The 24,269-nt window shown below is 38.5% G+C and carries 28 protein-coding genes and 1 tRNA gene; 18 read left to right on the top strand and 11 right to left on the bottom strand.

The window, feature by feature from the left end:
- Positions 1-247: 247 nt before the first annotated feature.
- Together FAX86_RS22195 and FAX86_RS11140 are read right to left on the bottom strand one after the other, a co-directional pair.
- Complete coding sequence (locus FAX86_RS22195; protein ID WP_164503551.1) at positions 248-424, bottom strand: hypothetical protein; 177 nt, start codon at positions 422-424, stop codon at positions 248-250.
- Between the two features lie 18 nt (positions 425-442).
- Positions 443-628, bottom strand: coding sequence for a hypothetical protein (locus FAX86_RS11140; protein WP_144393495.1), 186 nt, complete (start codon positions 626-628; stop codon positions 443-445).
- A 533-nt stretch (positions 629-1,161) separates the two neighbouring features.
- On the opposite strand from FAX86_RS11140, the gene FAX86_RS11135 reads away from it, so the two are divergent.
- Both FAX86_RS11135 and FAX86_RS11130 read left to right on the top strand, forming a co-directional pair.
- The gene (locus FAX86_RS11135; protein WP_144393494.1) at positions 1,162-1,398 is read left to right on the top strand and encodes a hypothetical protein; all 237 of its coding nucleotides are present in this window, start codon (positions 1,162-1,164) and stop codon (positions 1,396-1,398) included.
- A gap of 157 nt (positions 1,399-1,555) precedes the next feature.
- On the top strand, positions 1,556-1,816 hold the full coding sequence (locus tag FAX86_RS11130) for a hypothetical protein (protein ID WP_144393493.1): 261 nt from the start codon (positions 1,556-1,558) through the stop codon (positions 1,814-1,816).
- Positions 1,817-1,965: 149 nt separating this feature from the next.
- On the opposite strand, the gene FAX86_RS11125 is transcribed toward FAX86_RS11130, so the two are convergent.
- A complete protein-coding gene (locus FAX86_RS11125; protein ID WP_144393492.1) occupies positions 1,966-2,166 on the bottom strand; it encodes a DUF2158 domain-containing protein in 201 nt (66 codons plus the stop codon).
- Positions 2,167-2,824: 658 nt separating this feature from the next.
- Between FAX86_RS11125 and FAX86_RS11120 the strand changes: the two genes are divergently transcribed.
- Positions 2,825-3,499, top strand: coding sequence for a hypothetical protein (locus FAX86_RS11120; protein WP_144393491.1), 675 nt, complete (start codon positions 2,825-2,827; stop codon positions 3,497-3,499).
- A 182-nt stretch (positions 3,500-3,681) separates the two neighbouring features.
- On the opposite strand, the gene FAX86_RS11115 is transcribed toward FAX86_RS11120, so the two are convergent.
- The 3 genes from FAX86_RS11115 to FAX86_RS11110 all read right to left on the bottom strand — a co-directional run bounded on the left by FAX86_RS11115 (position 3,682) and on the right by FAX86_RS11110 (position 4,657).
- Complete coding sequence (locus tag FAX86_RS11115) at positions 3,682-3,882, bottom strand: DUF2158 domain-containing protein (protein ID WP_281286409.1); 201 nt, start codon at positions 3,880-3,882, stop codon at positions 3,682-3,684.
- A gap of 396 nt (positions 3,883-4,278) precedes the next feature.
- Entirely contained in the window at positions 4,279-4,449 is a 171-nt protein-coding gene (locus FAX86_RS22190) for a hypothetical protein (protein WP_164503549.1), read from the bottom strand.
- A gap of 22 nt (positions 4,450-4,471) precedes the next feature.
- Positions 4,472-4,657: a hypothetical protein gene (locus FAX86_RS11110; RefSeq protein WP_144393489.1), complete on the bottom strand. Its 186-nt coding sequence runs from the start codon at positions 4,655-4,657 to the stop codon at positions 4,472-4,474.
- A gap of 1,218 nt (positions 4,658-5,875) precedes the next feature.
- Here FAX86_RS11110 and FAX86_RS11105 point away from each other — a divergent pair.
- Both FAX86_RS11105 and FAX86_RS11100 read left to right on the top strand, forming a co-directional pair.
- Complete coding sequence (locus FAX86_RS11105; RefSeq protein ID WP_144393488.1) at positions 5,876-7,006, top strand: CE1 family esterase; 1,131 nt, start codon at positions 5,876-5,878, stop codon at positions 7,004-7,006.
- Between the two features lie 206 nt (positions 7,007-7,212).
- Positions 7,213-7,620: a carboxypeptidase-like regulatory domain-containing protein gene (locus FAX86_RS11100; RefSeq protein ID WP_144393487.1), complete on the top strand. Its 408-nt coding sequence runs from the start codon at positions 7,213-7,215 to the stop codon at positions 7,618-7,620.
- 91 nt (positions 7,621-7,711) lie between these two features.
- Here the strand turns inward: FAX86_RS11100 and FAX86_RS11095 are convergent, their stop codons facing one another.
- Positions 7,712-8,116, bottom strand: a complete 405-nt coding sequence (locus FAX86_RS11095) for a hypothetical protein (protein WP_144393486.1) — start codon at positions 8,114-8,116, stop codon at positions 7,712-7,714.
- Positions 8,117-8,326: 210 nt separating this feature from the next.
- The gene (locus FAX86_RS11090; RefSeq protein WP_144393485.1) at positions 8,327-8,809 is read right to left on the bottom strand and encodes a thioredoxin family protein; all 483 of its coding nucleotides are present in this window, start codon (positions 8,807-8,809) and stop codon (positions 8,327-8,329) included.
- A 657-nt stretch (positions 8,810-9,466) separates the two neighbouring features.
- On the opposite strand from FAX86_RS11090, the gene FAX86_RS11085 reads away from it, so the two are divergent.
- The gene (locus tag FAX86_RS11085) at positions 9,467-9,925 is read left to right on the top strand and encodes a DUF6985 domain-containing protein (RefSeq protein WP_144393484.1); all 459 of its coding nucleotides are present in this window, start codon (positions 9,467-9,469) and stop codon (positions 9,923-9,925) included.
- Positions 9,926-10,204: 279 nt separating this feature from the next.
- Here the strand turns inward: FAX86_RS11085 and FAX86_RS11080 are convergent.
- A tRNA-Arg gene (locus FAX86_RS11080) sits at positions 10,205-10,281 on the bottom strand.
- Between the two features lie 200 nt (positions 10,282-10,481).
- On the opposite strand from FAX86_RS11080, the gene FAX86_RS11075 reads away from it, so the two are divergent.
- The 11 genes from FAX86_RS11075 to trpA all read left to right on the top strand — a co-directional run bounded on the left by FAX86_RS11075 (position 10,482) and on the right by trpA (position 21,252).
- Entirely contained in the window at positions 10,482-11,372 is an 891-nt protein-coding gene (locus FAX86_RS11075; RefSeq protein ID WP_205859178.1) for a radical SAM protein, read from the top strand.
- Position 11,373: 1 nt separating this feature from the next.
- Positions 11,374-11,859, top strand: a complete 486-nt coding sequence (locus FAX86_RS11070; RefSeq protein ID WP_144393483.1) for a YchJ family protein — start codon at positions 11,374-11,376, stop codon at positions 11,857-11,859.
- A 267-nt stretch (positions 11,860-12,126) separates the two neighbouring features.
- On the top strand, positions 12,127-12,522 hold the full coding sequence (locus tag FAX86_RS11065; RefSeq protein WP_144393482.1) for a hypothetical protein: 396 nt from the start codon (positions 12,127-12,129) through the stop codon (positions 12,520-12,522).
- Positions 12,523-12,675: 153 nt separating this feature from the next.
- Positions 12,676-13,086 carry a hypothetical protein gene (locus tag FAX86_RS11060; protein ID WP_144393481.1) on the top strand — a complete coding sequence of 137 codons (411 nt, stop codon included), beginning with the start codon at positions 12,676-12,678 and terminating at the stop codon, positions 13,084-13,086.
- Positions 13,087-13,522: 436 nt separating this feature from the next.
- The gene (aroF, locus tag FAX86_RS11055; RefSeq protein ID WP_144393480.1) at positions 13,523-14,557 is read left to right on the top strand and encodes a 3-deoxy-7-phosphoheptulonate synthase; all 1,035 of its coding nucleotides are present in this window, start codon (positions 13,523-13,525) and stop codon (positions 14,555-14,557) included.
- Positions 14,557-16,155 carry an anthranilate synthase component 1 gene (locus FAX86_RS11050; protein WP_164503547.1) on the top strand — a complete coding sequence of 533 codons (1,599 nt, stop codon included), beginning with the start codon at positions 14,557-14,559 and terminating at the stop codon, positions 16,153-16,155. The genes aroF and FAX86_RS11050 overlap by 1 nt, the downstream gene beginning before the upstream one ends.
- Positions 16,155-16,760 (top strand): aminodeoxychorismate/anthranilate synthase component II, encoded by a 606-nt coding sequence (locus FAX86_RS11045; protein WP_144393478.1) that lies wholly within the window; start codon positions 16,155-16,157, stop codon positions 16,758-16,760. Before FAX86_RS11050 ends, FAX86_RS11045 begins: the two co-directional genes overlap by 1 nt.
- On the top strand, positions 16,757-17,764 hold the full coding sequence (gene trpD, locus FAX86_RS11040; RefSeq protein ID WP_144393477.1) for an anthranilate phosphoribosyltransferase: 1,008 nt from the start codon (positions 16,757-16,759) through the stop codon (positions 17,762-17,764). The genes FAX86_RS11045 and trpD overlap by 4 nt, the downstream gene beginning before the upstream one ends.
- Positions 17,757-19,175 (top strand): bifunctional indole-3-glycerol-phosphate synthase TrpC/phosphoribosylanthranilate isomerase TrpF, encoded by a 1,419-nt coding sequence (gene trpCF, locus FAX86_RS11035; protein ID WP_144393476.1) that lies wholly within the window; start codon positions 17,757-17,759, stop codon positions 19,173-19,175. Before trpD ends, trpCF begins: the two co-directional genes overlap by 8 nt.
- 3 nt (positions 19,176-19,178) lie before the next feature.
- Positions 19,179-20,447, top strand: coding sequence for a tryptophan synthase subunit beta (trpB, locus tag FAX86_RS11030; protein WP_144393475.1), 1,269 nt, complete (start codon positions 19,179-19,181; stop codon positions 20,445-20,447).
- A 4-nt stretch (positions 20,448-20,451) separates the two neighbouring features.
- On the top strand, positions 20,452-21,252 hold the full coding sequence (trpA, locus tag FAX86_RS11025) for a tryptophan synthase subunit alpha (RefSeq protein ID WP_144393474.1): 801 nt from the start codon (positions 20,452-20,454) through the stop codon (positions 21,250-21,252).
- Positions 21,253-21,298: 46 nt separating this feature from the next.
- Here the strand turns inward: trpA and FAX86_RS11020 are convergent, their stop codons facing one another.
- The gene (locus tag FAX86_RS11020) at positions 21,299-21,907 is read right to left on the bottom strand and encodes a hypothetical protein (RefSeq protein ID WP_144393473.1); all 609 of its coding nucleotides are present in this window, start codon (positions 21,905-21,907) and stop codon (positions 21,299-21,301) included.
- Positions 21,908-22,110: 203 nt separating this feature from the next.
- Complete coding sequence (locus tag FAX86_RS11015) at positions 22,111-22,539, bottom strand: GFA family protein (RefSeq protein ID WP_144393472.1); 429 nt, start codon at positions 22,537-22,539, stop codon at positions 22,111-22,113.
- A gap of 250 nt (positions 22,540-22,789) precedes the next feature.
- Here FAX86_RS11015 and FAX86_RS11010 point away from each other — a divergent pair, with 250 nt between their 5' ends.
- Entirely contained in the window at positions 22,790-24,172 is a 1,383-nt protein-coding gene (locus tag FAX86_RS11010; protein WP_144393471.1) for a hypothetical protein, read from the top strand.
- Positions 24,173-24,269 lie beyond the last annotated feature (97 nt).

Here is a 24,269-nt window from a genome sequence, read left to right as displayed (position 1 = left end):
CCTCCGTCGAGAGACTGTGGTCGGCCCTTTGCAAAAAAAATAATACCTATCGGTGATTTGCCCCAACAGAGTTGGGGCTCTTTTATAATGCTTGATTATGCAATGTATGTAATAAATTATTAAACGAATTGTCATAACGCAATCCGTCTATTGGTCTAGTATTAGGGTGTCCACATCCCCAAAGGTGGGCGTCATATCATGATCCGGCCCATTGGCCTTTAACCTCGCTTATGCGAGGTTTTCTTTTCTAACCTATCGCTAAGGTTATTAGCATTGCGACGGATACAGAAACGGTGCCAAGAGTTGCTGTCATTTTGTGGCGAAATCGCTCCGAAAGAATCGACAAGCAAAAGAAAATGGCGCCCCACATAAAAAACAAAAGTGAAAATAGTCCTAAGATTGCGTTTGTAGCTAATTCCATCATATCACCTGCTTGCTCTATCTATGCGATGTCTTTTAATTCAGAAACAAGAGCTAAGTAGACTTTCGCTTGCTTCTCGACGTCAAAAAATGAGTCGAATGGCCCGAGTGGTGATTGATCTTGAAACTTTAAGTACCACCCATTTTCGTCGTTATAAATAAAATAACCTTCTAAAATGGCCTTTGGGCTCTTAGTCGCGTTATTCATAGTCACTTCCTTAATAAAATATTGAAAACCTAATGATGGAATTGAGTACCTTCATAAGATTTTGAGATTATAAATGTGACATACGTCACATTTAAATGTGGAAAATTAACGGATTTGTACATGCTGTTGTGTGTAGCACTAAGCTATTGACTTTAAGGAGTCGCTTGCTTTAGCTCTAAGTCTTTGAGCTTTCTAGCTTTACTGGAAAGATATATACAGCACCGTCGCTATTTGCGAGGTTAAATAGCCGAAGGTATAGGTGATAGATGTTAAAATTTACGTTGGGATACCGTATTTTTAACAGAAAAATATTCATTAAGTTTGATGGATAACAGATAAGCACGGACTTGTGAGCCAGCCATAAACGAAACTTTCTGTGTTTGAATTAACATTCCTGCAAAGACAGAGTGGAAATATTTACCGCAATCTCCAATTGCTATATCTAATGTTCTCCCCGATAATTGCTCGAAATTTGAGCTGATGAAGATAACTGGCTTTAGTTTTTTGAGTAGTAAGGCAGTGCAGAGGTTGCGATGATTACATTTAGTGAAGTTTGGTTTTGGTTTCGGTTTGTTGTTTGTCCGGTTTCAATTTTAATATCCGGGTATTTTGTTGGAAGTATCGCAGGTCAAGTTATTTACTCTGGCTTGTCTCAATTAACTAACTTACAAACGGTTGAGCTTGTTATAGCATCTTTATCATTCTTTTTGAGCACATTGGGTTTTTGGTCTGCGTTCAGTAAAGTACCTCTCAATTTTTTTGACCGTTAATAATCTTTTTCTTTCCTACTATTCCCAGCAGTGTTGCTATTAAAAAATAAATTATTTCATGAATAGCCATAAGCAAATATACGGTCAGGACTTATGACCCATTCATTTTCTAATCATTTAAAAATTTTTCGATTGTAAAAGTAAAAGGACTCTTTTCATGATTCTAAAAATAATTATTCTTGCTGCTTTATTAAAGGTCCTGGATGTTACTGGAAAACCTGCATTATGTGCCGGTATTTATGGCGGCCTTGTTGCTATCTTATCTTTATTAAGTGGCTATGAATTAAATGCTATTTTAATAGTTGTGCCGATAGTAACGATTATGTCATTTCTGTATTTTTGGTTGCTTGATTATTTTGCCAACGGGTTAGCTTATTGGGGAATTGCGATCGGTGGATTAATTATTGGTTGGATCTAATCGATACTACTAGGAATAGTAAGGAAACAATTTGTAACTTCTATCAATGTGGGGCTTCCCATTTTAGTAAAGAAACTAACGATAGGTGAGCTAGATTTTTAAAGGTCAGTCAATCAGGTACTGACCTTTTTAATGATATAGTTTTCAGCTCAAGCTTCCATGAGCATTTCAGGTTTAAACACATCCTTTTTTAACGTCGTGCCAACGAACCATTTGCATACTACATCGTTTTCATCGGCACCAATGGTTTTGTATTTTTCTTTCGCTGTATCAGGCAAGTCTCGAACATAGTTAAAAATCGTCATTCTCACACCACCGGACTGCAGTCTTACAGAATCACCTCTTCTCATTACTAGCCTCCATCATTTTATTTGTTTACTGGAAGAATTGAGCACTGAATTAGTCGAGAGAGAACTTATAGAAAAAAATGAGATGTCGCTGTGCAAATGTGGTGAACTTAACGTGAAAATTAAAATCTCTATAAAAATCAATGATATAGAAATTCTCTGTAACAAGCCAATTTTTGAGTGAGATAAAAGAAAAGTGAAGAGTGATCTGGGACACCTAAAAAGTCTCAATAAATGGTACTTACGTACAATTGTGGGTTGTTTGAAATCTATACAAAGTTATTGGGCTGACCCTTAATGCCAAGCAATAACGACTTAGGAATGACATTCTTAGGTTAAAAACAGGCCTTGTGAAAAGTTTTTATAAAAATGCCATTACTCATTTTTTCTAGATTAATTCTGCAGAATTGAAGTTGTTACTGTTAGAAAAAAGGCTATGTATGTGTGCTGGGTAGGGAACAGAGTTCGAGCCTATTTCATTACCGAGAAGAGAGCACTGTACCTAGAGTGCTACTTTAAATCTCAAAGTGAAAACAAAGCGGTAAGAGTTGATAATGAGTAACTTTCGGTTACTTAAAATTATACTTTTACACAGGGCTTTGTAATTAAACGACTAAGTAGCTTTAATCAGTTCCTGTCATTTTTGAAATGGAAAGATAGAATGAAAAATTTATGTGTATTCGTTATCGCAATATCTTTGGTCGCTTGTTCTTCAAGTCAAGGTTTTAACCGAGATTACGTGAATCGCTCTTTAGAGCGTGACACTATGCCTATAACGGATGAAGAAATAAGAAAAACGTTTGAACTAAAATCAGAACTCAAAAAACCGTTTAAGCTCGCAGTGTATACGAAAGTCGAGTCATGGGGTGTACACTGGAATGAAAATGATAAAAGGGAATTGTTGAAACTGGAACAATACCTAAAGAATGCTGGAATTGTTTCCGATGTGGTGTATTTAAATTCCTCCATGTTTGAAGGGCAAGGGCTCCCCGCCATTCGTCTTTCTGCAGCTAGGACAGGAGCTGATGCAGTCTTGGTTGTTCATGGCGCGGGAGATATCGATAGGTACAATAATGCGTTAGGAGTAACTTATTTCTTGTTGGTTACGCCTTATTTTGTGCCAGGTACTGTCAGTGACGGATTATTTATGTTTAGTGCTTCAATGTGGGATGTTCGCAATCAATATTTATATTTTACAGCAGAGGCAGAGGCTGAAGCCTCTGCCGAGGGCCCTGCTTTTCATCTACATGACCCACATGTCTTGGAAGATGCCAAAAAGGATGCTGTTGTTTTGTTGAGAAAAGAACTCGAGGAAAAGTTTTCGTCAATTAAGTAATCAGGAAGAATTTTTAGTTAGTCGATGTCAAAGAGTTGGCACGACTAACTTCTTGGAAAGACCAAGTCTGAGCTAGGATAAATTAATGGAAATTGCGCCAATTAAGTTCTCAATTTTAAACAGGAAACGTCCATGTTTCACAGACTGCTCGTCAACGTTTAAATTTGATTTGCTTTTTTAAATCACGCTTCCATTAACATTTCAGGTTTGAAAACATCTTTCTTTAAGGTTGTGCCGACAAACCATTTACACACCACATCCTCCTCGTCGGCTCCAGTGGTTATGTATTTTTTTTTGGCCGTGTCTGGAAGATCACGAACAAAGTTAAATATGGTCATTCTCACGCCTCCGGATTGTAGTCTTACTGCGTCGCCTCTCCGCATAACTTTCCTCCAAGCTTTCATTTTTAGTTATTTCTTTATTAGAAGAGTGATTTCAGTCACTTTCAATTTTAAAAATATAGAAGTGGGAGATTAAATGCTGTGCAAATCTCGTGAAGAGAATGTGATTTGTCATGAATGTAGCAAAAACAATAACTTACCAGCTGAAATTTTTCTACTATTTTAGTATAAAGATAAGGAGTATTTATATGTGGAATTCGATATGTCAAAAAGTCTCACAAAGACGCAATTTTTTGTTGAATATACAAGTTGTTAGTCATCTTCAATACGAGTCCGTTTAAACCGGATCATGTCTTTGTAAGTGCATAATAATACATCTACAGGTTGTATCGAGCTTTTATTAAGACTGAGTTGAGAATCTGCGACTTACTTGTAAGATTAAATAACCATCGTCAAAAGCATTCCGATAGAAACCGATGTGGTTCCAAAAGTGGCTGTTGCGCGATGGCGAAATCTTCTTGAAATTATCGATAAACCAAGGCACATGCCACCCCAAATAAAGAACAAAATGGATAAAACTCCCAACACAGCCTGAAAAACTAATTCCACTGTTTTATATCTCCAACGTCTGCTATACAACGTCTTTTAATTCATTAGACAACACGCAAAAAACTTTTGCTCTTTTTTCGACATCGAAATAAGATTCGAAAGGACCCAATATCGAATCTCCGTTTAGTTTCAAAAACCATCCATCCGTGTCGTTATATATCAAGTAACTTTCAGGTGTGTTAAACGTTTCTTTTTTGGCTGCTTCCATAGCGCTCTCCTTAATTATTCGTTTTATAATTCCTAGTCGGGGCTTCAATGCCTCCATTGTTCTCATATTATAAGTGAGAAATTATTCTGATTTAAATACTCAAAAGTTACTTCATCGGTTTTAGCGATTATTCATATACTGGTCATTTGTTTTGTTATTAAGTATCTGCCTACTTCTAGTATTATTTAACGTGTAGTGTGTAATAAAGGAGCTAGTTCTTAGGGGCAGAGTTCAAAAAAACGATTTAAATCAAATATTGAGATATGTGTTGTTGTAGCTGGGTCTGCTGTATGAATATTCTCATGTATTTATCCATCCGCCGGGTGACTTATAGGCAGACGATTATTGGCAGTATCCAATAAATAAAAGGCCTAAAGCCAGAGTATTTTGAATAAATAAAGTAATTATTAGGTGAGTACTTTAATCGCGTTCTCGGCTGGTGTGAAATAGTATTTATCCTAGCTGTAGTATTATTACTGGCAAAGCGACTCTCTAGTTTAAAGAGAAATAAAAAACGTATAAAAAATAATTGTTTTTCATAATTTAATTAAGTGTGTTCTATAAATCTAATTGAAATAGGAAAATCTTAATTATACGTATCAGCGTTATTAATTCTAGAATGAACTTATAAATTATCAGCCTTACGTTCTCAATTTTATATAAAATATGCAGCGATTTGAGCTTCTTCTAACTTTTTAGTTAAATGAAATTATCAGTTAGGTATTTTAAATTATGCCAGTAGATTAAGTATGGCGGAGAGACTTCGCGCATAGTAATGGACGTGGCGATAAGTGCCTGGGATTCACAGTTAAATGATATGGAATTTTTTAACATTACTTTTCTTTAGTATGACAGACGGTGTCTCTCAATAATAAATGCTCTTATATTTTTGATCTGACGTCTCAGTATTTGACTCCTTCTGCATATAATAATCTATAGATGATAAATAGTATTTTGATTACTATCTTTCCGCTCGTTTTACTTCGATAGGCAAATCATTGAAAAGTTGGCTACGTGTACGAAAGTCAGCTTTTGCGTAGGAGTGATGCATAAGTGAGGGTTCAAGATTGCTTTTAATATGGATTGTTATTCTGCATAAAAGTGTTTTAGCTCGGATAGTTAATAATTGATTTCTCACTTAAATTATGCGTTTGAGTCAAAACAAAGTCTCAAACATCAATTCACTATAAATCAAAAATATAACAAGTGGAGGATTCTATGAGTTCTATGAAAAATCTTTTTCTATTAATATCCAAATTCGTTGCCTTGATTGGCTTATTATTTTCGGCGACCATTAATACAGCTTCAGCGATGGACTGTGAAGATACAAATGGTGCGACTGGGCTACTTGACTGCTCAATTGAGCATGACGGAAAAACTCGTCTTTATACATTAATTGTTCCAGAAAATGTCGATTCCGTTGACATTCCACTCGTCGTCGATATGCACAGTTATTTATTAAATAAAAGCCTTCAAAGATTTTACAGTGGTTGGCAGAGTAAAGCTGAGCAAGAAGGCTTTATTGTCGCGTTTCCTCAAGGCGTAGGTAATTCTTGGAATGCTGGCATGTGCTGCGGTGATAATGAGGAAGATGATGTAGGTTTTATCAAAGCATTGGTTGCTCAAGTCGGTAGAAACTACCTGATTGATCCTGAAAAAACTTTTGCAACCGGATTTTCAAATGGTGGCGCTTTGAGTCATCGCTTGGCGTGTGAAGCGAGTGACGTGTTTGCAGGAATAGCTGCGGCGGCTTTTCCTCTTGCACGTGTTCCAGAAGACTGTACGCCAGCTCGTTCAATTAACGTCGTGCACTTTCACGGTTTAAATGATAATGTTGTACCTTTTGGTGGTGGTGGGAACTTTAATGCATTTCCATCTCGAGATAGCTTTCAGTATTGGTCGAACATTAAAAGCTGCCAAGCAGAACCTGTCATTACCTATGAGAAAAATGGTGCGGTATGTGAAACTTATAATAGTTGCCAAGACAATACCAGCAATACATTATGCACTATCAACGGTAGCCATCTTCTTTATAACAATAATGATCAGCTCAATATTCCAGATGTTGCTTGGGCATATTTGAACGATGCGTTTAAAGGAGAGCAAGAAGTTTTGGCGAATGGCACGAAAGGAGCGTTTTTATTGTGGCGATGGGTTCAGTTAAATTGGAGTTCTGAAACTGTCGGTATGGTTGATATCTATCGAGATGGAGAACTTGTGGCTAGTCGGACAAGTGAAGAATCTTACCGCGACTTTGTAAATACCAATAACAGTAGCGTATACCAATACCAAATTTGTAAAGCGGGTGGAACCGATTTGTGCTCTGAAGTCTTTAATATCAAGTTTTAGATAAATACAATTACAAAACGGGGGTATGGCAAAAGCAACGATTGGCTTTTGTCGTACCATTTTAAAACTTATTTCTTTTTCTGATTTCTAACTAATTAGAAGTTTTTGAAATCACTTTTTATTGATTCAGTCACCGACATCTAAAGAAATTCTTTATAATTCATATATTCTCAGCTTAGTAGATTTATATAAGGCAAGGAAGATTAATGAAATACATTATATTTATAGGTTTAGTTTTTATATTATCCGCTTGTGTGACCTTTCGTGTTGTTGGAGATTTCCCAGTATATGGTCGAGTAGTTGATAAGATTTCTCAAGAACCTATAGCGGACGTCGAAATTGTACTCAAGCACGTAGCTGTGACTTTTAAATCAGGCTCAACTACTAAAACGCTAGCCAAGGTGGTTACTGATTCAGAGGGAAGATTTTTCATTCCTGAGAATAAAACTTTAATTAAAGGAGGAACTGGAGGTTTAGCCGGGTATATTGCTGACTGGCCTTCGCTAGAGTTGAGAAGAGAAGGTTTTTGTACCCGTTACTCAAAAATGAGCGATAAAGAGAGTTATCAAAATATGACTATTCAATTAGACAGAAAAGATGATAATTGCCTTTGACTGAGTTTTTGAATCGTATTGCTAGTTGTAAATTATGATATCAGTTTAAAAAAACTGCTAACACGTATATTAAGCATTTTAATCTCTTATATTAATGCATTATCTGCGACGAGTATTGAGATAGAGTATTTTTTAAACCTACAGACTTATAAAAATAATGAAAACACATTTCTCGAGAGACTACGTCAAAAATAAATGGGCGATTATGGGCAATCGGTATAATAATGCCATCGTCATTGAGTAAACAAATTACACGTTCGTCATCATTCAAAGTTATCCAGTCAATTTCAGATAATCCACCAGTAGGATTAAAGTCCTTAACAATAGCTCTAAGTGTTCGGATGCTTGGCGGTAAAGGCTTGTAATTTAAGTTAAGAAAACCGTTAAATTTGAGCAAAATCTTTTTTTGGCCAGCTTTCAGATCAATCAATAACTTACAGCTTTTTCCGTCAGAAATAGTGATCATTGAGCCATTTAGCTGATATCTAAGAATCATTAAGTTCTCCTTTGGACTACTTGTATAAGTAGTATAGGGCGGGAGTACGGATTCGTCTATATGAGCTTTAAAATTTTTATTTCGGAGAGAAAGGGGCTGTTAATTAGTGACTATATCCATTCAGTGCAAAGAATAAATATCTCAAAGGCCATTAGATATTTCGACAAATTATTTCGAAAGTGTGTTCGGGGGATAGCAGAGCTAAAGCGCCTAACTCTCCGACGGCTTTTGGTTGTTTGATATATACTGTTCGAAATATTCAATAAACTTATTGAATACACTATCACTGTAGCCATCATTTCCTTCCTCAAAGACACCTGTTTCTTGAGAATGAATCACTAATTTTTCAGGAGATATCACCCAAAAATGAGGATATCCTTTCGCCTTTGGTAATTGAGAAAAAAATTCTTCATTACGATTTTCATCGCCATAATAAACTTTTAAAGGTACAAATGTTTCTTTTAATCTATTGTAAACTTTCGTATTGCTCTTAAAGTAGTCGTCTAACACATAACACCATCGACACCAATCACCACCGGCAATAACTAGAATTAATTGATTGTCTTTCTTTGCAATCTCGATTGCATTATCTAATTGCTCAAAAGGATCTTTAAGTGGATCATATCCAATATCTTTAGCAAGAACGTTTGGTGCTTGTAAAATAAGAAATATTAAAAAAAAGTATATTTTCATGATGATTACTCAGAACTTATAAAGTTTAAAAGTGCCCGAAAAAATGAAGTGCGTTTACGCTCCCCAACTTTTGTCAATTAAGTCTATTTCTTTTTAGAAAGTACTTTTAAAGGTGCCACAATTACATTTTGAATATCTAAGTCCGGCTTTTCTTTTAATAAAAATAAGCACAACTAAAGAATTTAATATTTTCATGATTGTCTCGATAAATTAATAAGTTCAGTTAGTAATTACATTTACCAAAGAGCATTTAATGTCTATACATAGCCATTGGTGATTAAAATTTTGGCGCATTATCCGTTATTTACGAGAGTATATCAAATGGAGATGGTGGTTTTTTGGTCTTTACGCTTCCTCCTTTGATACGATTTTCAAACTGTAATTAAGGTATAATAATCAATGGCTTATAACAAACCTTTTTGAAAAGTCAGAGACGTCGCGAGTTTAAGTCAAAAAGAGACGCTTTAATTGCTTAATAACTTACAAAGTTCATATTATTAGAGCTCCGTCTGAGTAGTGGCCCGTTATGTCCGTTTACGAATAGTTATGAAGTTACTTCAGTCCTGCTGGACCAATGCATTCAGCCAAATGTGCTAGCGTGATGTAGATTGATTTTTCGGTTCTTTGGGACAGTTACATCCAATGTTATGAACACAGATGAGTATGGAAGAAACAATTAGATTAATTGGACAATTAAAATTAAGCGGCTTCAATCTTGAAGGAAGCGTAGCGTTTCCTATTTTAGGAGATGGAGTATTATTAACAATTGGACTTTCCGGAGATTTAGAGATACATGATTCTCAAATGGAAACACTGGATTGGTTTTACCAATCTATTGAGCTGCTGTACCCACAAATTGTATACGCTATATTCGACTATTACAAATCAGTACTACCTAATTATCATTTAAATTTAGGTGACCATGCGAGCGAATTAATGCCTCCAATTTCAAATTCAGAAGAGATATGGAAATATGTGACCGAGCCAGGAGTATTTATTTTTCTTGAAGATGAAGGTGGTAATTTGCTTTTGGAATACGAATCCAGTTTTGATGTTGAGCATGGTTTTAGGGTCGTTTTCGAGAACCGCAAACTAATAGGTATTGGCATTGACTGATAAAGTTCATAATAAGAAAATCGCTCGCATGATTTGAGATGTTTCTTAAGCAACCCTTTGTTAATCTTGTTAACGGCTAACGAGCTGAATAATTAAAATCCTTCGTGTGACTTGAAGTAAAGAAGTTGGTTATGCGAAAACGAATTTTCAGAATTAATCAATTAGACGGACGTTTCGATACAAACAAAAAGGTATGAATTGGTATTTCAAAACGGGGAAGGAAATCTTTTCGGCACATAAATAAAAAAGGGCCCACCTGATGGTGAGCCTTTAATAATTTGGCGCGCCCGGAGAGATTCGAACTCCCGACCAATTGGTTCGAAGCCAACTACTCTATCCAGCTGAGCTACGGGCGCGTTGCGGACGTAAATCTATCGAAATCTGTGGCAATTAACAAGTAAAAACTGGAGTTTTTCTTAGCAAAGATGGATTAATGGCCAATTTATAAAGCGATACCAGCTATTTGATGGATTTTGGATCAAATTGGGGACTGATTCTGTGGTTTTCATTGGTTAAACTAGGGCTATCTAATTTAACGCATGGTTAAAACATTACAATGATAGCGCTGCCTTATATTGAGCCTGTTTTTCGTCCACCCAGTGAGTGGAAGTCATTTATTCTACAAGTCACTAACGGCTGCTCGTGGAATAAATGTACATTTTGCGATATGTACACTCAGCCACAGAAAAAGTTTCGGCCCAAGAAACAAGAAGAGATTGAGAAAGAGTTGGCGATGGTGGCTCAGTCGGGGGCACATGTCGGTCGAGTATTTTTGGCCGATGGCGATGCAATGGCGTTATCGACACGACGGCTGACAGAAATATTGTTAGCCATTAAGAAGTATTTGCCGTCGGTGACGCGAGTGTCTTCTTATTGTTTGCCGCGGAATCTAAAAAATAAGTCTGTCGAAGAATTACAAGAGCTTCGCTCGCTCGGATTGAAGTTGGCTTACGTAGGCTGTGAGTCGGGCGATGATAAAGTTTTAGAATGTATAGAGAAAGGTGAAACTTACGAGACATCGTTGTCGGCGCTCACTAAATTGAAAAGTGCTGGCATTAAATCGTCAGTAATGATTTTGAACGGTATGGGTGGTGTTAAATACTCTGAGCAGCATATGATCAATTCGGCGCGTTTGATGAATGAAGCGCAACCTGAGTTTTTGTCGACGTTAGTTGTTAGTTATCCACTGGGCGATAAACGGGTTGTAGAAGGATTTGGAGGCGACTATCAACTCCCAGATACTCCCGGTTTGATTCGAGAGATGCAGATTCTATTGGAAACTCTGGAACTTGAAAGCACGGTGTTTCGTTCGGACCATGCGTCGAATTATTTGGTTTTAAAAGGAGTTTTGAATAAGGATAAAGCGGCCCTGTTGCAACAAGTGAACGCAGCGTTGACCCAACCCGGCAGTATTTCGTTGCGACAAGAATGGCAAAGAGGGCTTTAAGATGTTGGATTCAGAGGTTCTTTGTTATTGCTCTTCAGGCCGGTTATTTCAAGATTGTTGCCAGCCCTTTTTGACTCGGTCCTGTATTCCAAAAACCGCTGAGCAGTTGATGCGCTCTCGATTTTCGGCCTTTTGTGTTGGCAATGGTGAGTACCTTGTAAATACTCACCACCCCGAAACACTCGGTGGGCTAACGGCTGAGAAGCTTTCTAATGCCTCTGATGAGTGGCGTTGGACGCGGCTTGATGTGCTTTATCATAATGTGACTGGAGCGACTCAATCTGAAGTGGCATTTAATGCTTGGTATTTGGAAAAAGAGCAGTTGATGTGTCACTCGGAAGTTTCGACTTTTGTATTGCTCGATAATGAATGGAAGTATCAAAAGGGGAATTTTGAAAACCGTGCCGCTAAAGACGTTAAATATGGAAGAAACGATCCCTGCCCATGCGGCCAAGGAAAGAAATATAAAAAGTGTCATGGACATTAGTCAATAAATTTAGTCGACCTGTTCTCAGCCTACGCAATAAAAAGGAATTTTTAGATAGCAAAAAGGTCTAAATTTTTGCGGAAAGGAAGAACCAAATAACTGATTGAATGTTAAGGACATTATTCGACATTAGTTGAACTGGTATTTGTTAATGAGATGTTGGGTGGATGAATACATGAACTGGTTCACACTTAAATCTGAAATCTACTGCTACACCTAATGTAAGGAAAGGCCCGCATGAGTTAGTTGTAGAAAGAGGGCAGTATCGTGGCATTTTTTACGAAAAGACTGAGCCGCTTAACACCGGATCAATATTTGCCTCAGTCGGGCAATCCATCGGATCCATCACTGAGTTGGTCGGTTGCACTGAATTTGGCTTTGTGGATAAAAATTGGCTCTAAACTGGCGCAAACTTTGTCTTTGTACGTCGAATATTTGGATGCGCGAGGCAAACAGTCCATTTTGATCGACAGTCTTTTGCACGATAAAGAAGAAGAAATTTTATTTTCCAATTTGGTAAAAATACCAATAAAAGGTGCGATTAAAAGCGTAGAATTAAAGTTAATGCATCAAGATCCACACATTGATTTTGAAATCAATGAGTTATTTGTGAGAGTGATTGATGCACCACCTGACCCTGAGTTACGACGCAAAACTGCGTAAATTGCAAAATGAGAATGCAGTCTAAAAAATAAACAATAAGCATTGCAATTTATCTCAGGCTATAACAATATTTCGAGGCTTCCCGTTTGAGGCTTCGGTTTAGCAAAAAATAATAACGTCGAAATTAGTAACTGAACAACCGAGAATTTGATCATGAGTCAACTAGATCTACATCAGGGGCATACCCACACGATATATCTCGAACCGCATCAATATTTGCCGTCTGTTTCTTTGAAAACTGATGGTCCTTGGTCCGTAGCGCTGAACATATTGGCGAGTTTCCGCTTGTCGGATTACATGGATGGTGATGTGGCTCTCTTTTTTGAATACCAGGATTTACGTGGCAAGCATCGATTGCCAATCGATTTCCATCAAGCAGCGTTCGAAAATGCATTATTATTTTCCAACTTAATTCATGTTCCTATTCGAGGAAATATTGAGGATGTTTGTTTAAAAGTTGTCGGTGTAACGCCGGGCGTAGAGCTTGAAACAGAATTACTTCACATACAAGTTGAAGACTCTAGAAGCTTTGTTAACAGCCAGTCCCTAAGAAAAGTGCTATAACTTAGCTGAGATAGACTATACAACTGAGAAAATTAAAGGTTGACTAAAACGTTATTTTGAAATAACTTTGCAATTATGAAAACGATGAATAGAAATTTTACAGCAAAACTTTGGAACGCTCGTTGGTGGTGGGACATCACCTGACGGGTATTTTTGTTGGTAATCGTATTTCACCAAATTTCAAAAGCCCGTCTAGTAGACGGGCTTTTTTTATGCGTAATTAATTATTTTGGAATTAGAACAGTGACAAATTTTCAAGCAGTGATTTTAAATACAACTTGGTGGTGGTGGCACTCACATAGGCGCATGTGCGGGTGATTGCTGCCTATTGAATTTATGAAGCCCGCTATTGAGCGGGCTTTTTTTTGCTCGAAAGAAATCAACACGCAATTAACGAATTTAAGAACTGACATTTAATAATATTTTGGAGAAAAACATGATAATCGTACTTAAAGCTGAAGCAACGAAAAAAGATGCTGATGAAATTTTAAATAAAATCGAGAGCGCAGGGTTAAAGCCTTTATATATGCCGGGTACTGAGAGAACGGTATTAGGAGCATTGGGAGATGAGCGTGTTTTACAGGGCTTAAACATTACTGCGCACCCCATGGTGGATGATGTGAAACCGATTCTTGCTAATTACAAACTTGTGAGTCGAGAGTTATACCCTGCAGACTCTGTTGTTCATATTGGTAATGTTCCTTTTGGTGGAGAAAATTTTTCGATTATTGGTGGACCCTGTGCCGTAGAAGATTTGGAGTCATTTCGTCAGTCGGCAACGGCTGCTGTTTCGGCGGGAGCTGTTGCCTTGCGTGGTGGAGCTTTCAAGCCACGAACCAGTCCTTATAGTTTCCAGGGTGGCGGAATTGAAGCATTGAAAGTGATGCAACAAATCAAAACGGAACTTGGTGTGCCTGCCGTTACGGAAGTAATGGATACTGCCGATATTGATGTAATTTGTCAGCATGTTGATGCGTTACAAATTGGTGCGCGTAATATGCAAAACTTTAATTTGTTAAAAGCGGTTGGGCGTACAGAGACTCCGGTTATTTTAAAGCGAGGTATTGCGGCAACCATTGAAGAGACTCTTTTAGCAGCGGAATATATTGTTGATGCTGGTAATCCAAATGTCATTTTGTGTGAGCGCGGCATCCGAACATTTGAAGCGGCCACTCGAAATACGTTAGATTTAAATGCTGTTGCTTTAATGAAGCGCAAATCACATTTACCAGTGATTGTTGATCCTTCACATGGAACTGGAATACGAGAGTTGGTTGGTCCATTAGCGAAAGCGGCGGTAGCGGTAGGTGCCGATGGCGTTATTATTGAAGTGCATCACGAGCCGAAAAATGCTTTATCGGATGGTCAGCAATCGTTATTTCCTGAGCAGTTTGCGCAGCTAATGAAAGAACTGGATGCCTTTATACAAGCTGCGGGCCGACGAACAACCGTTAAAAAGGCTGCGGCGTGATGGATATTGTCAAAACACTTTCAAAACAGTTGAATGTATCGTGCGATGTATCGGATGTTTATCGAACTCTGTGTTACGAAAATGAAAGTGACCAAGATAAAGCACTCAACATGAGTGCTTTACTTGAAACAGCATCGATTAGCACAAAAGAACATACTCGCAGCATTGTTGTTTTCTCTTCTGCATTACGCATTCGATGCTTTGGTGAAGAAGTTACCATAGAAGCTTTAAATGGAAATGGAAAGCAATTGCTTGCGGTACTCAGTGAACATTTTCAACAATGCCATTTAATTAAAGACGGGATTCGACTCACTTACGATCATAAAGCATTAAAAGCATCAATTGATGAGAGCGAAAAATTATCGAAAGCAAATGTGCTGGATGTTTTACGTCAAGTTTTAAAAACCGTAAGAACGGAAAGCGCTGATGACCGAACAACCTTGCTCGTTGGTACATTCAGTTTTGATTGTTACCAGCTATTTGAGGACTTACCAGCGCTCGAACAAGAGCAAACGTTTCCTGATTACGATTTTTACTTAGCTGACCGACTATTAATTGTCGATCACATTAATCATTCGTCGCGCTTGATATCGAAAGTCTTTGTGAGCCATGAAGACAAGTCTTCATTTTTTGACTACCAACAGCAACTAAGTATTGATGAGCAAAATATTACGGCTCTTCAACCAAAGAAGAGAATGAATTTCACTCCTTCGAAAAGAACTTCAGCTTGTGAAATTAATATTGATAATCAGACTTACACATCTTTGGTTAACCGCGCTAAAGAACATATAGTCGCTGGTGATGTTTTTCAAATGGTACTAGCGCGAGATTTTTCGATGCCATGCTCAGATGCTTTATTAGCTTATCAGGCACTTCGGTTGAGTAATCCCAGTCCTTATATGTTTTTTGTGTCAACACCAGAATACCAGCTGTTAGGTGCTTCACCTGAAAGTGCCGTTAAGTACACAGTAAGTAATAACCGTTTGTCTATTTATCCCATCGCTGGAACCCGACGCCGAGGATTAACAGAAACTGGCTCCATCGATAATGATCTAGACGCCAGAATTGAGCTGGAATTGAAAAACGATGAGAAAGAAAAAGCCGAACATTTGATGTTAGTAGATCTTGCGCGAAACGATGTGGCTCGAGTCAGCCATTCGGGTTCACGAACCATTGACCGCTTGTTAGAAATCGACCGTTACTCTCACGTTATGCATTTAGTGTCAAAAGTTTCTGGCTCATTGAAAGATAATTTAGATGCACTCAGTGCCTATCAAGCTTGTATGAATATGGGAACTTTGTCGGGTGCGCCTAAAGTTAAGGCCACTCAACTCATTCGTACCTTCGAGAATAAATACCGCGGTGTTTATGGTGGTGCTATGGGCTATCTTAATGCGGCTGGCGACATGGATACCGCGATTGTTATTCGAAGTGCGTTGGTACAAAACAATGTAGCGATGGTATCTGCAGGAGCTGGAATCGTTTTTGATTCGCAACCTGAATTTGAAATTAAAGAAACTGAAAACAAAGCTGCGGCTGTTTTATTTGCAATTGAAGCAGCAAATGCTTTGTTTGAGCAGCGAACGGAGGTGAACTAATGGCTCGTGTTTTGTTCATCGACAACTTTGACTCTTTTACTTATAACTTGGTAGATGAGTTCGAGACTCTCGGTCATGCGGTAACCGTAACACGAAATAATGTTGCGTTATCGGAGCTTATTCGACTGAGTGACATCCATGACCTTATCTTATTGTCACCTGGACCAGGAAATCCTCAATCAGCCGGGAATTGTTTGACGTTACTGGATCATTTAATGGGTAAAAAGCCCATTATGGGAATTTGCCTCGGGCATCAGTTATTAGTTGAACACCAAGGTGGACGTGTTGTAAAAGCACCGCTGCCGGTTCATGGCAAGTTTGCGCAAGTTGAACACAATAACAATAAATGCTTTTCTGGTCTTAATAATCCATTGAGTGTTGGTCGTTATCATTCTTTGGTGGTTGAAAAGGTTCCGGAAAACTTTCAGGTTTTAGCGTCTGTAAATGATTTGGTTATGAGTGTTTATGACGAAAAGAATAAACTACTTGGTTTTCAATTCCACCCTGAGTCAATTTTAACGCTTCAGGGAAAAAAGCTGATCCAACAAAGTATCGACTTATTATTGAATAACAATACAGAGTATCAAGTGGAGGCACTGGTATGAATGCGTTAATGGAAAGTTTGTATCAAGGTAATCATTTAGATAGTGAACAGACAAGCGACATGATTCGCCGAATTGTTGAAGGAGAGTTATCGGAAGCCGAAATTTCGGCATTATTAGTGGCGTTAAAAATTAAAGGTGAATCGGCAGAGGAAATTGCTGGCGCCGCCAGTGCGCTGCGAGCATCGGCAACACCATTTGCGCGTCCCAGTGATCTTGTTGTTGATACCTGTGGAACGGGTGGTGATGGATTAGGTACGATCAATATCTCAACCATTGTTGGCTTAGTTGCTGCGGAGTGTGGTGTTAAAGTCGCCAAGCATGGTAATCGCTCAGTGTCCTCGAAAAGCGGATCTTCGGATGTTTTACAGCGGTTAGGTGTTAAGTTAGATGCTAGTCCACAGATTGCTGCTAAAAGTTTGGAGCAATTGAACTTTTGCTTTTTGTTTGCACCGATGTACCACCCGGGCGTTAAACATGTCATGCCGGTTCGTACTGCACTAAAAACTCGTACTTTGTTTAATCTTATTGGACCTTTGGCTAATCCAGCATTGCCTGATGTTCAGTTAATGGGGGTGTACGATCCAAATTTACTGGTTACTATGGCTGAGGCTTTACAACGACTGGGGTGTCAAAAAGCTTTTGTTGTAAATGGTGGTGGATTAGATGAAATGGCATTGCATACCGAAACCAAAGTGGCCTATTTAAATGAGGGAAGTATTGAACAATTAACGATTGCTCCCGAACAAGCGGGTTTGGATCGCGTTGATTTACGTGAGTTACAAATGGACGATCCGGTAGAAATAGCGGCTGCATTACTTTGTGTGTTGAAAGGACACGGTAAGAAAGCGCATATTGATGCGATCGCATTTAATACCGCTGCTGTTCTATTTCTTACCGATAAAGTGAAAACCTTAAAGAGTGGAGTCGATATGGCAAAAGAAGTTATTGCGTCGGGCCGCGTTGCAGAACGACTCGAAGCCATTGTGGAGATGTCTCATGGCTGATCGTTCGGATGTATTGAATACGATAGTAATCAATAAACAAAAAGAATTAGCTCAACGCAAAGAGTTAGTAGCGTTAAATGATTTAAAAGCGACAGCAAAACCGTCGAAGCGTTCACTCGAGTCTGTACTAGCGAAGCCTGGAAACCGTTTTATTTTAGAATATAAACGAGCATCACCATCACGAGGCGATATTTGTAAAGACTTAACGATTGAACAGTGTTTAAAAGCTTATGAAGCTTCAGCTGACGCGTATTCTGTTTTAACCGACAAACGGTTTTTCAATGGGAATCATATTTTACTGAAAGCCTTAGCTGAGCGAACGGACAAGCCAGTATTGTGTAAAGATTTTTTTATTGATCTTTATCAGGTCTACGAAGCGCGTGTGTATGGTGCCGATGCGATTTTACTCATGCTGTCAGTGCTGGATGATGAGCGCTATCGAGAGTTAGCAGAAGTCGCTCATAGCTTGTCATTGGACATAATTACTGAGGTTCATACCGAAGAAGAGTGTCGCCGGGCCGTTGCTCTGGATGCCAAAATTATTGGTATTAATAATCGTAATTTAAAAACGCTTGATACACGGTTGGAAACTACCGAGCAACTCAATAACTTAATACCTGAAGGATGTTTGGTGATATCTGAATCGGGTATTAGCTCTCGTGCAGATATAAACCGGTTAGCGCAATACGTTGACGGTTTTTTAGTGGGCTCGTCATTAATGAGCGCAGAATCAATAGAGCTAGCGACGAAGAAACTGGTGTATGGAGAAGTAAAAATTTGTGGGATTCAAACTGCAGAGTCGGCTCAGCTTTGTGTTAATCGTGGTGCGTCTTACGTCGGTTTAATGTTTTATAATAAATCTCCTCGATACATTGACGCGACAACTGCTGAGTTTATAACGCATCAGATAAATGGAAACTATGTAGGAGTATTTGTGAACGAGTCTCCTTCTCGAATTATTGATCGTGTATCTCGCTGCCAGCTATCCGTTGTTCAGTGTCATGGAACTGAAACGTTGTCACAGATTCGAGCATTAAGAAAAATTCTTCCTTCTAAAGTTAAAATCTGGAAAGCTCTGGGGATCGATGAGGCATTGTCGTTTAATGAATTACGGTCTTGGTTAACGGTTGTCGACAAAGTCGTCGTTGATTATCAGACTGTGCGTTCATATGGAGGTAATGGTAAGCGTTTTGATTGGGAACTTCTATCTGAACTATTTAATTCAGTTGAGCAAGACAGAATTGTTATTGCAGGTGGCATTAGTGCTTCTAATGTCACTGACTTGCAAGAGTTTACAAAATCAACGCTCGACTTGAGTAGTGGCGTTGAAAAATCTCGAGGCGTTAAAGACACATCCCGCATTGCCGAATTTTTTGAGCAGTGTCGAATGAATGGAAAGCAAGGTATATAAGTTATGTCAGTTACTGAACAAAACGAAAAACAGATTACAGCTTCTGAGCAAAATCCAGACTCAAGTAATAAAATTAATGACGTTCAATTTAATAGTGGTTATTTTGGTGATTACGGTGGCATGTTCGTTCCCGAAATCTTAGTGCCTGCATTGGAACAACTGGAAGCGGCGTTTTATGAGGCCATTGAAGATCATGACTTTATGGCAGAGTTTCATCGCCTTTTAAATGACTACGCGGGTCGTCCAACGCCATTATATGAATGCCGTAACTTAACCTCGACTTCTGAAGGAAGAATCTTTTTAAAAAGGGAAGATTTACTTCATGGCGGGGCTCATAAAACTAATCAAGTACTTGGACAAGTTTTATTGGCTAAACGAATGGGTAAAAAGCGTATTATTGCCGAAACTGGAGCTGGGCAACATGGTGTGGCGACGGCGTTAGCTTGTGCATTGATGGATTTGCCCTGCGAAATTTATATGGGTGCAAAAGACTGTGCCAGACAACAACCTAATGTTTATCGAATGGAGTTAATGGGGGCAAAAGTTATTCCTGTCGATAATGGCAGCGGCACATTAAAAGATGCCATTAATGAAGCGTTAAGAGATTGGGCAGCAAGTTACGAGGAAACTCATTACTTACTAGGAACTGCAGCTGGAGCTCATCCTTTTCCTACGATTGTGCGAGAATTCCATAAAATGATTGGTGAAGAAGCGAAAGCGCAAATTAAGGAGCAAACAGGACGTTTACCGGATTACGCCATTGCTTGCGTAGGTGGTGGATCGAATGCAATCGGACTGTTTGCCGACTTCATTGAAGAAAGTGAAGTAAAGTTGGTTGGCGTTGAACCCGCTGGAAAAGGTTTGGAGTCTGGCCATCACGGTGCGACGCTTAACTTGGGAAAACTAGGCATTCTGCATGGTTCCCATACTAAAGTCATGTCTGACGATGAAGGTCAAATTGAAGAATCTTATTCAGTATCTGCCGGATTAGATTATCCGGGTATTGGTCCGCAACATGTTTATCTGCAGGAGATTGGTCGTGCGACTTATGAGAGTGCGACAGATGATGAGGCGTTAAATGCTTTCAAATTGCTGTCGCAAAAGGAAGGGATTATCCCTGCATTAGAATCGTCGCACGCGTTGGCTTACGCCCTTAAATTAGCGAAGCAATCTACGCCGGAAACTTTAATTTTAGTCAATCTCTCTGGGCGTGGTGATAAAGATCTGGAGTATGTGCGTGGATTGGAAAAAATGAAAGAGAAAGGGGAGTAGCATTATGAGTCGTTATCAATCAATGTTTGAGCGATGCAAAAAGGAAAACACGATTGCATTTATTCCTTTTGTTATGTTGTGTGACCCGGATTTAGAGACCTCTCTCGAAATTATTAAATGCTTGGTTGAAGCCGGCGCTGATGCTCTGGAATTAGGTATACCTTTTTCTGATCCGGTGGCTGATGGTCCAGTTATTCAACAAGCCGCCATTCGTGCGCTTGAAAATAAAGCAACTCCTAGTCGGTGTTTTGAGTTATTGGCAAAGGTCCGTTTGTTGTATCCTGAAATACCCATTGGTTTATTACTTTATTCGAATCTTGTTTACCGACGTGGTATCGATACTTTTTATGAGGAATGTAAAAAGGTAGGTGTTGATTCGGTACTGATTGCTGATGTGCCATTACGGGAAACCAACTTTTTCGACTCGGTTGCAGCAAAGAACGACATTGAGCCAGTTCATATTTTACCGCCTTTACCAAGTGAACAAACTCTGATGAAAGTTTCGCAAAGTAGCAAAGGGTATACTTATGTGCTTGGTCGAGCGGGCGTTACTGGCGCTGATGTTGCAGCGAAAATGCCTTCAGAAGAGACCATGCAACAGTTGAAAGATTACAATGCGGCGCCGGCAGTGATGGGATTTGGAATTTCAAAACCTGAGCAAGTGACGGCTGCAAAGCAACATGGTTTTAAAGGTGCTATATCGGGTTCTGCAGTGGTTCGAATTATCGAGCAAGGACTGGATGATAAACGTAAGATGTTAAGTGAACTGTCCGGCTTTATTGGAGCTATGAAAGCAGCGACTTAAATTGATTCTAGAACTTTCAAAATAAAGAGCGACTGGAATTTGCTCTTTATTTTGGTAATCCATCATGTAGCTTAAATTGTCCAAAGTAATCGATATTGTATGTTTTATTCGTTTTTAAATCGCGGGCTAAAGTTGAGTGAATGGTTAAAGAAATGTTGGCACTGATCTCCTTGTCTGTGATATCGATTATCTCTATTATACCTTCAGCTTCAGTTCCAAAATATCCTCCACAATGATGAACCGATGCCGTATTACTTATACTGTAAAACACCTTTACTTTATCCGAAGGAAGTTTGTATTTTCCGACTCGATTGCTATTTAATTCGACGCTGAGCTTTTCAAAAGTTTCATCATGCATCGAAAAACTGCCAAAATTCTCCCTTTCGAGTGTTAATATCAGATTTCTGCCTAGGTGAGCCCTATGATTTGATATCAGCAGTTTATAGCAGTTAGTGTATGGAAATTCATAGTCTGGATTTGTTTTATCAAGTTCACTTTTATCTCTAGGTAATACAATGTCAATTGTAGAATCTTTAATCGCAAAGGTTTTCTCCGTATCCTTATTAAAATAAAGTAGGGTTAAATAAGTGATAAGGAAAACCGCAGTTCCAAAACCAATCCCCCAAAAAAAGGCGGCTAAAATAAATTTTTTCAATGCTTGCTGTACCTGTTTAATATTGTTTGTATAGAGTTTTTGTAATGAAAGTACTCAATATGATAAATTATTAAACGTAGCTTAGTTAATATGAGGGTTCTCTTTCGGGTATTGTCTTTCTACTTTTTATTTGGCTTTTATTAATGCTATCTAGTTATTTTTTATAACTTATCATTTGAAAGGTTGAGGCGTCACTTTTGATTTTAAGGTTTCTTTTGCAGCCTCGATATAAAATCTTCAAGGTCATCAGGCATCTCTTCATATTTCTTTCCTTTAGCAGGAAGTGCGTCCCAAAAAGCTTTGGAATTGCAACACAAATGGGCAATCACGGGAATATCTTGAGAGTCAAACAGTCCCATGGGAATCCAGTAATATTTTAAATCTCGAAGTTTATTGGGGACTGGACAGCCACACGTGCTACAAAAGTCTGAAGTAAACCCGGTGTCTTTTTTCCAGTGAGTTATTGAGTTCATTCCCGACAACCACTCGAAATCTTTTTCTTTGACTATTGTGGCCGTATTAGAGGTTGAACCCGATTGTTTTTGGCAGAGCTTGCAATGGCACTGGTATAATCCTGTTACTGTCGTGTTTATTACGAATTTAACTGTTCCGCAAAGACATGTGCCTTTCATATTATTTTCCATGATATTTAAATATTTATATTAGAATTATCATTGTCCTGTATAGTTTCACCATTTCACTAAATTTTCATTTAAAAAATAACTTAGTTTCTTTTTTATTGACATGCGAAACAGTTTCCAGTGTAATGTTTATAGACTAGGGAAATTACAATTTCCATATAATAAAATCAAAAAAAGCCGACTTTACGTCGGCTTTTTTTTGTGCCAATAAAAAGTTATCTACAAGATGAAGGAGAATATTATGAGTGCCAAGGGTAGAAATAAAGATTTATTGACTATAGGGGCAAACCAAACAGGAGATATGTACCATTTAAAAGCTGCTCTTGCCCTTGAGCCAAATAACTCGGTAGTTATTTGGAATTCTGATCAGTTCGTTAAAACCGCTGATGATATAGCAAAGTATTTGAGACCATCTGCCAATAGTTTGGACCTAGTGAATGGAGATGCGATGAAAAATAAAGGAATTCATGTCGGAAAAGCAACCTCACTTATCGCTGAAAAGCTTCAAGACCCATTGCAAAACTTTCAGGTACTCGATCAAAAGATACGGACAGGAATGGCTACCGGCGTCGATGGTTTATCGGCTAAATACGCTGAAGATCTCAATAAAATAGGATTTAAACAAGGAATTCCTTATGTTTTAGTGAATTACAGAAACGTTGCAGATAAACCCGGTGGAGTGCATCCAGAACACGATACTGGAGACAAAGGATTTAAGCAGTTAATGCAAGCAGCAAAATCTACTGGTGCTGTTCCTGTACCAATGGGCGATCCTCCTGAATATCTGTTAAAAGAATTATTAAGAGAAGGAATAATGACGGAAGGACAGGCGAATTTAAGCAATTATTGGAAGCTTGACTCAGCCAAGGGTGGAAGAAATCAAGAAACGGGATTAATTCAGCATTTGGCAAAAAACTTTAATGTGGTCAGTGGCATCGGAATGCGTAGCGGTACCCTTGATATGTTGGCCTTTGTTGGTATTCCTATTGTCTCGTTGGATAAAGATCCAAAGGGAAAAGAGGGTTCTTGGCTTCGAACAACTAAGTTAGAAAGTGCCTATGGCTCAGGAAGGTATGGAACACTTTACGTTAATCGATTGCAAGCAGATAAAGGACAAGGAAAAGTCTTAAATGATGGAGAATTTAGTAAAGACGATTTTCAAAATATCTCAAGTGCACTGCGCATCCGAAGATATTCGGACACGGGATTTAAACCTGTGGACTTTATTCCGATAGATAATACTCATCCTTTTAAAAATGCTGGACTTGCGAAACATTTATTAGATCAGTCTCGTGAAATGCTTAAACGTGAATTCGAGCGTTCAAAGCAAAAACAAATTGCTCAGTCGGATAAGGTTCCTCAGGTTTCAGGTAAAGTTAAAGGTCAAACTCTTCGTAAATCATCTGATTCGGAATCTAGTTCTGAGCCTTCCTCTGAAAGCGATCCTAGTCAAAACCTTCGGAGACCACTCCAAAATGCACCTCTTCAATCAGCTACTTTGAGTGAATCGAGTTCTGAATTAAATCAGAGTGCTTCTGCTCAAAAAGATTCGGAACAACGTCGTAGAGAAAGAAATAGACGTGCTAAACAACGAGCGAATGCAAGGAAAAAACTTTTGAAATGAATAGGTAAGTAGTCAGTAAACTAAATATCGTCAGTTCTTTTTAAGTCTAGTAAATAAGAAAGTCTCTAGCCACCTCCGTCCTATGTCATTGAGCATG

Source organism: Pleionea sediminis, assembly GCF_007570825.1.
Taxonomy (GTDB): Bacteria; Pseudomonadota; Gammaproteobacteria; order Enterobacterales; family Kangiellaceae; genus Pleionea; species Pleionea sediminis.
Note: the sequence above shows the minus strand (reverse complement) of the source record. Positions and strands in the feature narration are given on the sequence as shown.

Bases quoted from the DNA above. Each gene is read 5' to 3' on its own strand.
- trpB (WP_144393475.1), top strand. From the start codon at position 19,179: ATGTCAGTTACTGAACAAAACGAAAAACAGATTACAGCTTCTGAGCAA.
- FAX86_RS11130 (WP_144393493.1), top strand. From the start codon at position 1,556: ATGATTCTAAAAATAATTATTCTTGCTGCTTTATTAAAGGTCCTGGAT.
- FAX86_RS11105 (WP_144393488.1), top strand. From the start codon at position 5,876: ATGAGTTCTATGAAAAATCTTTTTCTATTAATATCCAAATTCGTTGCC.
- FAX86_RS11085 (WP_144393484.1), top strand. From the start codon at position 9,467: ATGAGTATGGAAGAAACAATTAGATTAATTGGACAATTAAAATTAAGC.
- FAX86_RS11095 (WP_144393486.1), bottom strand. From the start codon at position 8,116: ATGATTCTTAGATATCAGCTAAATGGCTCAATGATCACTATTTCTGAC.
- FAX86_RS11015 (WP_144393472.1), bottom strand. From the start codon at position 22,539: ATGAAAGGCACATGTCTTTGCGGAACAGTTAAATTCGTAATAAACACG.
- FAX86_RS11120 (WP_144393491.1), top strand. From the start codon at position 2,825: ATGAAAAATTTATGTGTATTCGTTATCGCAATATCTTTGGTCGCTTGT.
- FAX86_RS22195 (WP_164503551.1), bottom strand. From the start codon at position 424: ATGATGGAATTAGCTACAAACGCAATCTTAGGACTATTTTCACTTTTG.
- trpA (WP_144393474.1), top strand. From the start codon at position 20,452: ATGAGTCGTTATCAATCAATGTTTGAGCGATGCAAAAAGGAAAACACG.
- FAX86_RS11100 (WP_144393487.1), top strand. From the start codon at position 7,213: ATGAAATACATTATATTTATAGGTTTAGTTTTTATATTATCCGCTTGT.
- FAX86_RS11135 (WP_144393494.1), top strand. From the start codon at position 1,162: ATGATTACATTTAGTGAAGTTTGGTTTTGGTTTCGGTTTGTTGTTTGT.
- FAX86_RS11140 (WP_144393495.1), bottom strand. From the start codon at position 628: ATGAATAACGCGACTAAGAGCCCAAAGGCCATTTTAGAAGGTTATTTT.
- FAX86_RS11045 (WP_144393478.1), top strand. From the start codon at position 16,155: ATGGCTCGTGTTTTGTTCATCGACAACTTTGACTCTTTTACTTATAAC.
- FAX86_RS11125 (WP_144393492.1), bottom strand. From the start codon at position 2,166: ATGAGAAGAGGTGATTCTGTAAGACTGCAGTCCGGTGGTGTGAGAATG.
- FAX86_RS11070 (WP_144393483.1), top strand. From the start codon at position 11,374: ATGTTGGATTCAGAGGTTCTTTGTTATTGCTCTTCAGGCCGGTTATTT.
- FAX86_RS11060 (WP_144393481.1), top strand. From the start codon at position 12,676: ATGAGTCAACTAGATCTACATCAGGGGCATACCCACACGATATATCTC.
- trpD (WP_144393477.1), top strand. From the start codon at position 16,757: ATGAATGCGTTAATGGAAAGTTTGTATCAAGGTAATCATTTAGATAGT.
- FAX86_RS11090 (WP_144393485.1), bottom strand. From the start codon at position 8,809: ATGAAAATATACTTTTTTTTAATATTTCTTATTTTACAAGCACCAAAC.
- aroF (WP_144393480.1), top strand. From the start codon at position 13,523: ATGATAATCGTACTTAAAGCTGAAGCAACGAAAAAAGATGCTGATGAA.
- FAX86_RS11075 (WP_205859178.1), top strand. From the start codon at position 10,482: ATGATAGCGCTGCCTTATATTGAGCCTGTTTTTCGTCCACCCAGTGAG.
- FAX86_RS11115 (WP_281286409.1), bottom strand. From the start codon at position 3,882: ATGCGGAGAGGCGACGCAGTAAGACTACAATCCGGAGGCGTGAGAATG.
- trpCF (WP_144393476.1), top strand. From the start codon at position 17,757: ATGGCTGATCGTTCGGATGTATTGAATACGATAGTAATCAATAAACAA.
- FAX86_RS11110 (WP_144393489.1), bottom strand. From the start codon at position 4,657: ATGGAAGCAGCCAAAAAAGAAACGTTTAACACACCTGAAAGTTACTTG.
- FAX86_RS11010 (WP_144393471.1), top strand. From the start codon at position 22,790: ATGAGTGCCAAGGGTAGAAATAAAGATTTATTGACTATAGGGGCAAAC.
- FAX86_RS11050 (WP_164503547.1), top strand. From the start codon at position 14,557: ATGGATATTGTCAAAACACTTTCAAAACAGTTGAATGTATCGTGCGAT.